At 62.2% G+C, this 11,547-nt stretch carries 10 protein-coding genes; 6 read left to right on the top strand and 4 right to left on the bottom strand.

Features of this window, described 5'->3' with window-relative positions; genetic code table 11:
• The 4 genes from EN906_RS09475 to EN906_RS09460 all read right to left on the bottom strand — a co-directional run.
• On the bottom strand, positions 1-1,349 hold a 1,349-nt coding region (locus tag EN906_RS09475; RefSeq protein WP_164750883.1), incomplete at its 3' end, for a dihydrolipoamide acetyltransferase family protein.
• A gap of 3 nt (positions 1,350-1,352) precedes the next feature.
• Entirely contained in the window at positions 1,353-2,351 is a 999-nt protein-coding gene (locus EN906_RS09470; protein WP_127267172.1) for an alpha-ketoacid dehydrogenase subunit beta, read from the bottom strand.
• A complete protein-coding gene (locus EN906_RS09465; protein WP_127267165.1) occupies positions 2,351-3,379 on the bottom strand; it encodes a thiamine pyrophosphate-dependent dehydrogenase E1 component subunit alpha in 1,029 nt (342 codons plus the stop codon). Before EN906_RS09465 ends, EN906_RS09470 begins: the two co-directional genes overlap by 1 nt.
• 2 nt (positions 3,380-3,381) lie before the next feature.
• Positions 3,382-4,710: an NAD(P)H-dependent oxidoreductase gene (locus EN906_RS09460; protein ID WP_127267166.1), complete on the bottom strand. Its 1,329-nt coding sequence runs from the start codon at positions 4,708-4,710 to the stop codon at positions 3,382-3,384.
• A 428-nt stretch (positions 4,711-5,138) separates the two neighbouring features.
• Between EN906_RS09460 and EN906_RS09455 the strand changes: the two genes are divergently transcribed.
• The 6 genes from EN906_RS09455 to EN906_RS09430 all read left to right on the top strand — a co-directional run.
• Positions 5,139-6,041: a MurR/RpiR family transcriptional regulator gene (locus EN906_RS09455; RefSeq protein WP_164749042.1), complete on the top strand. Its 903-nt coding sequence runs from the start codon at positions 5,139-5,141 to the stop codon at positions 6,039-6,041.
• Between the two features lie 46 nt (positions 6,042-6,087).
• Positions 6,088-7,530, top strand: coding sequence for an amidase family protein (locus EN906_RS09450; protein ID WP_127267168.1), 1,443 nt, complete (start codon positions 6,088-6,090; stop codon positions 7,528-7,530).
• 74 nt (positions 7,531-7,604) lie between these two features.
• Positions 7,605-9,137, top strand: coding sequence for an ABC transporter substrate-binding protein (locus EN906_RS09445; protein WP_164749041.1), 1,533 nt, complete (start codon positions 7,605-7,607; stop codon positions 9,135-9,137).
• 74 nt (positions 9,138-9,211) lie between these two features.
• The gene (locus tag EN906_RS09440) at positions 9,212-10,150 is read left to right on the top strand and encodes an ABC transporter permease (RefSeq protein ID WP_127267170.1); all 939 of its coding nucleotides are present in this window, start codon (positions 9,212-9,214) and stop codon (positions 10,148-10,150) included.
• On the top strand, positions 10,147-10,998 hold the full coding sequence (locus EN906_RS09435) for an ABC transporter permease (protein ID WP_236383514.1): 852 nt from the start codon (positions 10,147-10,149) through the stop codon (positions 10,996-10,998). Before EN906_RS09440 ends, EN906_RS09435 begins: the two co-directional genes overlap by 4 nt.
• 1 nt (position 10,999) lies before the next feature.
• The coding region (locus tag EN906_RS09430) for an ABC transporter ATP-binding protein (RefSeq protein ID WP_164777140.1) at positions 11,000-11,547 on the top strand (548 nt) is incomplete at its 3' end.

Raw genomic sequence — 11,547 nt, 5'->3', positions numbered from 1 at the left:
CCCAGCGCGCCGTCGACGGCGCGGTGGTCGGTCGACAGCGTCACCGACATCACGGTGGCGATCTTGATCTCGCCGTTCTTGACCACCGCCCGCTCCTCGCCGGCGCCGACCGCCAGGATGGTCGCATGCGGCGGGTTGATGACCGCGGCAAAATCCTTGATGCCGAACATGCCGAGGTTGGACACCGCAGTGGTGCCGCCCTGATACTCTTCCGGCTTCAGCTTGCGGCTGCGCGCACGGCTGGCCAGGTCCTTCATCTCGTTGGAGATGGCGGACAGCGTCTTTTCGTCGGCCTTGCGGATAATCGGTGTGATCAGCCCGCCCGGGATCGACACGGCAACGCCGACATCGGCATGCTTGTGCTTCACCATGGCGCTTTCGGTCCATGAGGCATTGGCATCCGGCACCGCCTTCAGTGCCATGGCCATCGCTTTGATGACCATGTCGTTGACCGACAGCTTGTAGGCTGGAGCGTCGCCCTTATCGGTCTTCTTCACCGGGGCTGCCGCATTGATCTGCGTGCGCAGCGCCAGCAGCGCATCGAGTTCGCAATCGAGCGTCAGGTAGAAATGCGGGATGGTGGTCTTGGCTTCGACCAGGCGGCGCGCGATGGTCTTGCGCATATTGTCATGCGGGACGAGGTCGTAGGAGCCCTGTTCGAACAGACGCAGCACGTCCCCCTCCCCCTTGAGGGGAGGGTGGCCGGCCACAGGCCGGTCGGGTGGGGTCGCTTCGACCGGTGTCGGCGCCAGGGCGGTGCTGAATTGGGCGGCGCCTCCTGAGGCGACCCCCTCCGTCCGCTTCGCGGACACCTCCCCCTCGAGGAGGGAGGAAAGTGCGGCGTCGATATCGGCTTTTACAACACGGCCGTATGGGCCTGTGCCGGATACGGTTGAGAGGTTCAGGCCAGCCTCGCGGGCTAGGCGCCTGGCCAAAGGTGTTGCGCGGGCTTTCCCCTCCCCCTCGAGGGGAGGGTGGCCGGCCGCAGGCCGGTCGGGTGAGGTCGGTTCGACTGGGCTCGACGGTACAGGGGTGCCTCCTGAGGCAACCCCCTCTGTCGACTTGGTCGACGTCTCCCCCTCGAGGGGGGAGATTGGCGCATAGCTTTCATCGTCGGCATAAATCCATGCAACAGCTGCACCGACCGCAATATCGACACCTTCCTTGCCGGTGACGTCGCGCAGCACGCCGCTGGCCGGCGCGTCGATCTCCATCGCCGCCTTGTCGGTCTCGATCTCGAACAGCACATCGCCCTTCTTGACGTGCGCGCCTTCCTCGGCGAACCAACGCGAGATCTGTCCGGTCGCCATGTCCATGTCGACCTTGGGAAGAATGACTTCGGTCGGCATTTCTCAGCGAACCCCTTTCACGAGGTCACGCGCAGCGGTGATGATGTCGGGAATTTGCGGCACCGTCGCCTTCTCGAGCTCCGGATTATAGGGGATCGGCGTTTCAGCGCCGCCCAGCCGCACGATCGGCGCATCGAGATAATCGAACGCTTCGCTCTCGGCGATCATGGCGCTGACCTCGGCGCCGATGCCCAGCGTCTTGACCGCTTCGTAGACGCATAGCAGCCGCGACGTCTTCTTGACACTGTCGATGACGGTCTGCTTGTCCATCGGCCGGATGGTGCGGAGATCGACGACTTCGACGTCGATGCCTTCGCTCTCCAGCGCGGCAGCCGCGTCGAGCGCCTTCTGCACCATGATCGAGGTGGCGACGATGGTCAGGTCGCGGCCCTCGCGGCGGATATCTGCCTTGCCGATCGGCACGGTGTAATAGCCTTCGGGCACCGGTCCCTTCATCTTGTAGAGCAGCTTGTGCTCGAAGATCATGACCGGATCGGGATCGGCGACCGCCGCCAACAGCATACCCTTGGCATCATAGGGGGTCGCCGGCTGGATGACTTTCAGACCCGGCACATGGCCGAGCCAGGCTTCCAGGCTCTGGCTGTGCTGAGCCGCCGCACCGGTGCCGGAACCGGCGGGAAAGCGCATCACCACGGGAACTGAAACCTCGCCGCCCAGCATGAAGCGCATCTTGGCCGCCTGGTTGACGATCTGCTCCATGGCAAGCGTGGCGAAGTCGGAAAACTGGAACTCGAAGATCGGCCGCATGCCCGTGAGGGCAGCGCCCACCGCGACGCCCGCGCCGCCCAATTCCGAAATCGGCGTGTCGATGACGCGGTCAGCGCCGTAACGTTCGACCAGGTCGCCGGTGACCTGGAAGGCGCCGCCATAGACACCGATATCCTCGCCCATCAGGAAAACGCGTTCGTCCATGTCCATGGCGATCGCCATGGCTTCCTGGATCGCCTGGGCGTAGCTCAGTTCACGCACCATCGCGTCCATCACGCCTGCTCCGTATACACGTAATTTCCGGTCTCGCTGATATCGGGCGATGGGCTCGCCTTGGCGAACTCGATGCCCTCGGCGATCTCTTGCGCCACGGCATCGCGAATGGCCTCGATGCCCTTGTCGTCGATGAAGCCGAATTCCCTGAGCTCGCTTTCGAACAGGGTGATCGGATCGCGGTTCGACATCCAGTCCTCGATCTCTTCCTTGGTACGATAGCGGTTGCGGTCGCTCTTGGAATGGCCGCGATGGCGGTAGGTCTTGGACTCGATCAGCGTCGGCCCCTCGCCGGCGCGGGCTCGGGCGATAGCCTGATGAGACGCCTCGGCGACCTCGGAGAAGATGTTGCCGTTGACGATGACGCCCGGCATCGAATAGGCGGCGGCGCGCTCGGCGATGTTCTTGACCGCGGTCGAGCGGGCTGTCGATGTGGACATGCCGTAGCCATTGTTCTCGCAGACGAAAATGACGGGCAGCTTCCAGACCGCCGCCATGTTGAGCGCCTCGTGGAAAGCGCCTTCATTGTTGGCGCCATCGCCGAAGAACGAGACCACGACCTTGCCGGTCTTCATCATCTTGGAGGACAATGCCGCCCCGACGGCGATCGGGATGCCGCCGCCGACGATGCCATTGGCGCCGAGATTGCCCTTGCCGACATCGGCGATGTGCATCGAGCCGCCACGGCCCTTGCAATAGCCTGTGGTCTTGCCGAAGAACTCGGCGAACATGCGCTTGACCTCGGCACCCTTGGCAATGCAGTGGCCATGACCGCGATGCGTCGAGGTGATCTGGTCATCCTCGGCAAGCGGCATGCAGATGCCCATGGCGCTGGCTTCCTGGCCGATCGACAAATGCATGGTGCCGTGGATGAGACCGCGCGTGTAGCACTCCTCCGCGCCCTCTTCGAAGCGGCGGATCAGGTACATCTTGTGGAGCACCTCCCTGAGCTGCTCGGCGCTGTACTGGCGGTAGACGAAGGGCAGATTGGCGCGACTGTCAGTGACGGCTTTGCTGGCTGTGGCCATGATCACGCTCCCACGGACCCATAGACGAGCTTGTCCTGGCGGGCGCGCAGTTCGGCGATCTTGGAGCCCGCCGCGGGCGCTGCATTCGCGTAGGTTATGAGCTCGCCCTTCTTGATCGGCGCGGTGACCGAGCCGCCCTGCAGCAGGCCGCAGGGAATGGCCTTGGCGGCGCGCGCCTCCGGCGTCGTCATGATCCAGGCGCGGTAGCAATATTCACCGATCGCATCGAGCTTCTCGCCGGGCTTCATGTCCTTCTTGGCCACGGCGGCGACTTCGGCCACCGGTTTGGCCAGCGGCACCATGTCGGCCTTGCCGTAGAGCACGACGCGCGCGCAGGTCAGCGGCACTTCGAGCGAGGTCAGGTGATAGGGACGATGGAAAGTGAAATACGGGCCTTTGCCCATCTTCAAATCTTCCATGCGCTCGGAGATGCGCGGATGCGACATGTCGGCAACGACGAAGACGCCGGGCGCGACACCCTTGCCGATCGAATAGTCGACGACGCCGACCCTCGACAGCACGCCGCCATCCTTCTGCGGCACCAGCACCTTGGACAGTTCGCCAAGCGTGGCCGCCGGGCCATGCATGCCGGCCTTGTCTGGAACCAGGCCGGTGGCATTGGCGATCGCCGCCATCTCGACCATGGTCTTGGAGCCGTCGACGAATTCGACCAGCATCCGCACATTCATGTGCCGGCGCTTGGCTTCCTCCTCATAGTCTGGGGGAATGGCGTCGATGTTGAGCGGGTTGTTCTTGCCCTTGCCGGCGGCAACGATCGGATGCCCCATGGCCGAAACGAACTCGATCAGCTCCATGCAGGAGGACGGCTCATCGCCGGCGCCCAGCGAATAGGTGACGCCGAGCCGGTCGGCCTCGCTCTTCAGATAGGCGCCGATGGTGACGTCGGCCTCGACATTCATCATCACCAGATGCTTGCCATGTTCCATGGCGCGCAGCCCGATCTCGGCGCCGACGGCGGGAACCCCGGTGGCGTCGATGACGACGTCGATCAGATCATTGTTGATGACAAGGCTGGCATCGTTGGTGACCGCCACCTTGCCGGCTTCCATCGCCGCCGTCATCGCCGACGCGTTCGACACCTCGCGCGCATGCCCGGTTTCCTGGAAGGCGATATCGACGGCCTTGCTGGCGGCAGGCAGGTTCAGTTCGGAAATGGCGCCGATCTCGATGCCCGACATATGGGCGACACGAGTGACGATGTCAGTTCCCATCTCGCCCGAGCCGATCAGGCCGATGCGGATAGGCTTGCCCGACTTGGCGCGTTCCTCGAGATCGCGGGCAAGGCCCGTCAACGAAACATTGGAAGCCATACCGCTCGTTCCTCCCATAATGCAGGCTTGTTCGATTGCCTGACGGGTATTGAACATCTGTATTTCTGTCAAGACTAATGTCCAGATTGTCGTGCTTAAAACCACTTTCCAGGCAGCCCGAACCATGGACGAAAACGAAGCCGCGAACCGCACGGCGCGCGAAGACAGGTTCGCTCGCAGGCGGAGCCAGCGCGGAACGCTTTTTTGCGATTACGGCCGGTCGTGAAATAAAAGTACCGAAATATTAGATTGTAAAATTTATCTTTCACAGCGTGTTCTCGCGTGCTAGCGTCGCGTCATGAACTGGAAATGAACTGCGCTTCCTGGGGTGGCCTTTTCCGGTCTGTTCCAAATAGGTCTGCCAAGGGACGTTGCGGCCGATGAAGATGAAAACGCCTGGCGAGAAGACTGTTTCCGGTGAGACCGAGGTGGCCAGCGCGCTGGAAGCCAGGTTGCGCGAGGGCTGGCTGGAGTTCGCGCGGACCGAGCAGGCAATCGCGCGATACCTGCTCGCCAACATCCATGACATTCCCTTTGAAACTGGCGCCACCATTGCCGCCGGCGCCGGCGTAAGCGAGGCAAGCGTTACCCGTTTCGTGCGGCGTCTCGGCTACACCGACCTCAAGGAAATGAAGCGTGGCCTGCGCTCCGCACCGAAAGCCGCTGGCCCGGGCCTGGACAGTGCCGAGTTGCGTTTCCGCATCGGCGGCGAAAAGCAGGAACGATTGGCTCGCAGCCTGGAGATGGAGCAGCAGGCCTTGACCGCGGCTTATGGCCTTGCCCAGGGCGAGATATGGTCCGAAATCGTTCATCTGCTGAGCACCTGCGATCGCGTGAACTGCGTCAGCTTCCAAGCCGTGAAGGGACTGGGGCTCGATTTCGCGACGCGTCTGCGCTGGGTGAGGAGCGATGTCCGCTTTGCCGAAGGTTTGGGCGGCACGTTCTCAGAAATCCTCACCGATAGCGGCGAAAATTCTTGCGTGCTGCTGATCGACACGGCGGAATACGCAGCGATGAGCTTTCGGCTGTGCGCCCAGATCAAGCGCCGAAAGATTCCTCTGATCATCGTTACCGACAAATACAGTCATTGGGCATCTGAATACACAAAACTGGCGCTCGAAGTATCGACGCGCGTCGACCTGTACTGGGATTCGACGGCCGCCATAAGTTCGGTTCTGAACCTCCTCACGCATTCCGTTGCCGAGAAACTTGGCAAATCGGCCGAGACGCGGATGAACGAGCTGGAGGATATCGCCGGGATCCTGCGAACCTTCCACAAACCGCCACGGCGCGTCGCACGGCACATCAAAGAGGAAGAAGGCGAAGAATGACGATGCATCACCCGTTGCTGAAACCGTGGACAGTCAGGGCAGGCGCATGAAGTTGACGGAATACGCCGCCTATGACGGCGTCGGTCTGGCCGAGCTCCTACGCAATCGGGAAGTTACGCCGCGCGAACTGGGCAACTGCATCCTTTCAGGGATCGCCGCGGTCAATCCGCAGCTCAATGCCGTGATCGAAACCTATGCCGATGCGATCGAGGGGCTGGGCGACGTTCCCGGACCCGCACCTTTCCACGGCATGCCGACATTGACCAAGGATTTCCCTATCGAAGCCGGCCGGCCGGGAGAGTTTGGCAGCGTTCTCGCCAAGGGTTTCATCTGCGGCGAGGATCACGCCTTCTGGGCGAAAATGCGATCCGGCGGCCTTGCCAATATCGGGCGTACCACCACGTCGGAATTCGGCATAGCGGCGGCAACCGAATCCTCTCTCTATGGTGCGACACGCAACCCCTGGGATACCAGCAGGGGTGTTTCGGGATCGAGCGGCGGCGCAGCCGCGGCCGTTGCCGCCGGCATCGTTCCCGTCGCGCAAGGCGCCGACGGTGGCGGCTCCATTCGCACCCCCGCCGCCTTTTGCGGGGTCGTCGGCCTGAAGCCGTCCCGTGGACGGATCAGCGGCGCGCCGGAATCGAATGCGCCAATGCTGGGTCTCGCCATTTCATTCATGCTGACACGCTCGATCCGCGACACGGCGGCTTTGCTTGATCTGGGTTCTGGTGCGCTTCCCGGCGACAGCTATGAGATCGTCCCTCCGACCACCAGCTATGCCCAGGCGATCAAGACGCCACCCAAGGCTTTGCGCATTGCCCTGTGCACAACGTCCTGGTCCGGCTATCCGCTCGACCCCGAGGTGAAGGCGGCAGTCCTCGAAGTGGGCAAGAGGCTGGAGCAACTGGGCCACAAGGTCGTCGAAGCCGGGCCTGTGTTCGATTATGAGCGCTATCTGGCGGCACAGAAAGTGATCTGGGCAGCTTCTACGGCGCAGTCGCTCGACGAGTTGGCGGGCCTGCTGCGGCGGCCGATCGATGAAGACAGCCTGCAGCAGACGACACTTGCCGTCTACCGCCATGGCCGAACGCTCGATGCGGCAAGCCTGATCGCGGCTCTCGCGGTGTATGACCGGATCACGCGGACGGTTGGCGAATTCCTGGCCGTCCATGACGTGCTGGTGACGCCGACTTGCGCGATCTCGCCGGAGTTGCTCGGCACGTACGACCCGGATCGTCCTGGCCGCGACATCGACACGGTGTTCGCCGATCTGGCGCCGAAGGAGACGTTCAGCGCGCTCTTCAACGGCACCGGATCGCCGGCGATATCCCTGCCGCTCGGCTGGACGCAAAACGGCCTGCCGATCGGAGTGCAGTTTGTCGCCGCGTTCGGACGCGACGATCTGCTGCTGCGGTTGGGTGCGGTGCTTGAAGCCGACTACGCCTGGCACCAGCGCAAACCACCTACCCACATCACCAAGACTGCTTGAACCAACAACGACTGCTTGAACCAACAAGCATGGAACCGCCCCGGGAACATCATCAACGAAAATGGGAGATTGTCATGGACCGCAGAGTATTCCTCAAAAGTGCGGCGTTTGCCGGCTTCAGCATCGCGACGTTGCCGGCCACATTGCTTCGAGCCAATGCTGACGGCAGCAAGATACTGCGTATGGCCTATGGAGCCGAGGTTCTCACCCTGGACCCGATCAAAACCACTTACGGAGCCGATATCCTCATCCAGGGCATGATGTATGCACGCCTGCTGCATGCCAATGCCGATCGCACTGAAGTCGGCCCGGGCCTTGCCGAGAGCTGGGACATCGCGGATGACGGCAAGACCTATACCTTCCACCTGCGCGAGGCCAAATTTTCCGATGGGTCGCCGATCACGGCCGAGGACGTGGCGTTCAGCTGGAACCGCATGCGCTTCCAGAAGGATTCCGCCTATGCGGCGCCGTTCCAGCCCCTGACCAAGATCGAGGCAAAGGACGCCAGGACAGTGGTGATGACGCTCGATCGCAAATTCACGCCCTTCCTGACGCTGACCGAAATCTGGAATACCGGCATTGTGCCGAAGGCAGCGGTCGAGAAAATGGGCGACGACGCTTTCGCCAAGGCGCCGGTCACATCAGGGCCGTTCAAATTCGTCGAATTGAAGCCGGGAGACCGCGTGGTCCTTGGCCGCAACGAGCACTATTACCGCCAAGGCGAGCCCAAGATCGACGGCGTCGAATTCCGCTATGTCCCGGACGACAACACCAGGGTCTCGATGTTCCAGGCGGGCGAGCTCGATGTCTGCCTAGGAGTTCCGGCCCCGCGCATGGCCGAGTTGAAGGCCGCCGGCTTCCGCGCCGACCCTGAACCTTCGAGCACCACTTATGACATGCTGATCAACCATTCGGCAGAACCCTTCAACGACCTCAAATTCCGCCAGGCCGTCAGCTACGGCATCGACCGCACCGCCATCAATGCCGCGGTGACGCTGGGTCTCGGCACGCCGGCCAGTTCCATCATGAGCCCGACACTCGATTTCTTCGACAAATCGCTGCCAGTCATTGCCCGAGACGTCGAAAAGGCCAAGGCCCTGTTGGCTGAATCCGGCAAGACCGGAGCCAGTTTCGAACTCATTCAGAATGCCGGAAGTGCCGACGAGGAAAAGGCGGCGGTGCTGATCCAGGCGCAGTTGGCGGAAGTCGGCATCACCGTCAACATTGCCAAGATCGATTCAACCCAGGCATGGACCCGCCTCGCCGATGGCGAGTACCAGGCGGAAATGAACTGGTGGTACAACGAGACGCGAGATCCCGACAACGCATTGCGCTGGTGCGTCTGGGGCGCGGGCGACAACAAGTCCTACTACACCCGCTACAACAACGAAACGGTCGACAAACTGATCGATGAAGCCTCGGGCGAGGCGGACAATGCCAAACGGGCCGAGCTCTATGCCCAGATCCAGAAGACCGTGGTGGACGAGGTGGCGCAGGTGGCGCTCTATCACCCGACGTGGCTCAACGCCTATGCTCCGAGCGTGAGAGGGTTGGTCCTGAACGTCGGCCTGCAATTCTCGTCCATCGGCGGGACCAGCCTGGATTGATCGGCACAGGATGCGAGACGGGGACGAGATCTTCGTCCCCGTCTCGCATCGATTTGACACCAGGATCCCGACCCATGAATCGATTCTCCTTCGTGCTCAGGCGGCCGATACAGTTGATCCCCGTGCTGCTGGGTATCAGTGTGATCACCTTCCTGCTGCTGCAAATGACACCCGGCGATCCGGTTCGCCTCATGCTTGGCCCCAAGGCCAGTCAGGAGGCGATCGAATTCGTGCGGGCGCGATACGGTCTCGATCAGCCCATCCCCGTGCAGTATTTCTATTACGTGCTGAATTGCCTGCGCGGCGATTTCGGTCAGTCGATCGCCTTCCGGGGTCCCGTCAGCGGCGTCATCGCGGCACGGATCGCGCCAACGGTTTTCTTGATCCTCTATGGCCTCGTGATCTCGCTGCTGTTGACATTCGCGCTCGCGGTCACCGCTGCCCGGCAGCGCGGACGGTGGATCGATCACCTCATCCGTCTCGTCTGCGTCGCGGGCGTCGGCGTGCCGTCCTACTTTGTCGGCCTGCTGCTGATCATGGGCTTCTGCCTGCGGCTGAAGATCTTCCCCGTATCCGGTTACGGGCCGACCTTTTTCAACAATCTGTGGCATCTGTTCCTGCCGGCCCTGACGATCGGCATCGGGGTGACGCCGATCCTCGCGCGCAATCTGCGCGCGACCTTCATTCAGCAGATGGACAAGGATTACGCGATCGCCTGCCGCTCCAGGGGCCTGCCGGAAAGCTACATCTTTTCCCGGCATGTGTTCTGGAATTCCCTTTTGCCGACAGTCAATCTGCTGGGCGTCGTGGTCGCCTTCCTGATCGGCGGAACGGTCGTTGTCGAAAATGTCTTCAACATTCCAGGGCTCGGCAACCTGCTCATCCGCGGCGTTCTCACGCACGACCAGTTCGTCGTCCAGGCGGTGGCCCTGCTGCTTGCCGTAGGTGTCGTCATTTCGAATTTTGCCGTCGATGTCTTGACCGCCATTCTCGACCCACGGGTGGAATTATGAGCGATGTGATGCAGGGCAGCGGCTCCTTGGCCATGGCGCGTATCCGCACGATGCCGGCAACCTTGATCATTGGCGGCGCCATCACCTTGGCCTGGATCGTCGTGGCCATTTTGGCGCCGGTGCTGACCAGTTTCGACCCGATCAAGGTCGATGTGATGCAGGCGCTGAAACCACCTGGCGCCGAGCATTGGTTTGGCACCGACGCCATCGGCCGCGATGTCCTGGCGCGGACACTGTTTGCCGCACGCTACGATCTCGCCATGGCCTTCTTCGGCGTCGTCGGTCCGATCATCCTGGGGACGATCATCGGCCTTATCGCCGGCTATCTGGGTGGCCGGATCGATGCGGCGCTGATGCGCATCCTCGAGGTCACCGTATCATTTCCCTATTTCGTCCTCGTGATCGCCATCGTGGCCGTGCTGGGGCCCGGCCTCAAGAGCTACTTCATCTCGCTCACCTTGGTGAACTGGGTCAGCTATGCGCGACTTGTGCGGAGCCAGGCGCTGGTGCTGCGCGGCGTCGATTTCGTGCTGGCGGCACGTGGCATGGGTTTTGGGCATTTGCGCATCATGCTGTTCCACATCCTGCCGAATGCCATCGTCCCATCGATCGTCTTCGTCATGACCGATGCCGTGCTGGCCATCGTGCTCGGATCATCATTGGGTTTTCTCGGCCTCGGCGTACAACCGCCAACGCCCGAATGGGGCGCCATGATCGCGGACGGGCAGACCTACCTGACGACCGCATGGTGGATTGCGATCTTCCCAGGCATCGCCATCTGCCTTCTGGCGCTGGGCCTCTCGTTGACCGCTGATGGTCTCGCCCGCCTCCTGAACACGGAATCCTGAGATGAGCGACCTCGTCAGCGTCGAGAACCTCACCATCGACTTCGCCACCAATTTTGGCGACGTCCACGCCCTGCGCGGCGTCAGCTTTTCACTGAAAGCGGGAGAGGTCCTTGGGATCGTCGGTGAATCCGGATCGGGCAAGACGGTGGCCTGCAGAGCCATCCTCAAGCTGATTGCCGGCAACGCACTGGTGAAGTCGGGTCGGATCATGTTCGAGGGCAGCGATGTCCTCGCCATGAAGGATGCCGATCTGGGCCAGCTGCGTGGCGGGCAAGCGGCGATGATCTTCCAGAACCCGTCGACGCATCTTGATCCGATCATGACGGTCGGGCGTCAGGTGGGAGAAGCGATGGTGGTCCATCAGGGCGTATCCTGGCGGCAGGCCAATGCGCGGGCGGTCGGACTGCTCGAAGACATGCACATCAAGGACGCGCCAAGGCGCGCGGGCGCCTATCCTCACGAGCTATCCGGTGGCATGCGTCAGCGGGTGATGATTGCGGCGGCCCTTGCCTGCGAACCGAAACTGCTGATTGCCGACGAGCCCACGAC

The organism is Mesorhizobium sp. M7A.F.Ca.CA.004.06.1.1, from assembly GCF_003999135.1.
Classification (GTDB): Bacteria; Pseudomonadota; Alphaproteobacteria; order Rhizobiales; family Rhizobiaceae; genus Mesorhizobium.
The sequence above is the reverse complement of the archived record's forward strand: the minus strand, read 5'-3'. Positions and strand labels throughout refer to the sequence as shown.

Coding starts and splice junctions, on each gene's coding strand:
- EN906_RS09470 (WP_127267172.1), bottom strand. CDS start 2,351: ATGGACGCGATGGTGCGTGAACTGAGCTACGCCCAGGCGATCCAGGAA.
- EN906_RS09465 (WP_127267165.1), bottom strand. CDS start 3,379: ATGGCCACAGCCAGCAAAGCCGTCACTGACAGTCGCGCCAATCTGCCC.
- EN906_RS09460 (WP_127267166.1), bottom strand. CDS start 4,710: ATGGCTTCCAATGTTTCGTTGACGGGCCTTGCCCGCGATCTCGAGGAA.
- EN906_RS09450 (WP_127267168.1), top strand. CDS start 6,088: ATGAAGTTGACGGAATACGCCGCCTATGACGGCGTCGGTCTGGCCGAG.
- EN906_RS09445 (WP_164749041.1), top strand. CDS start 7,605: ATGGACCGCAGAGTATTCCTCAAAAGTGCGGCGTTTGCCGGCTTCAGC.
- EN906_RS09440 (WP_127267170.1), top strand. CDS start 9,212: ATGAATCGATTCTCCTTCGTGCTCAGGCGGCCGATACAGTTGATCCCC.
- EN906_RS09435 (WP_236383514.1), top strand. CDS start 10,147: ATGAGCGATGTGATGCAGGGCAGCGGCTCCTTGGCCATGGCGCGTATC.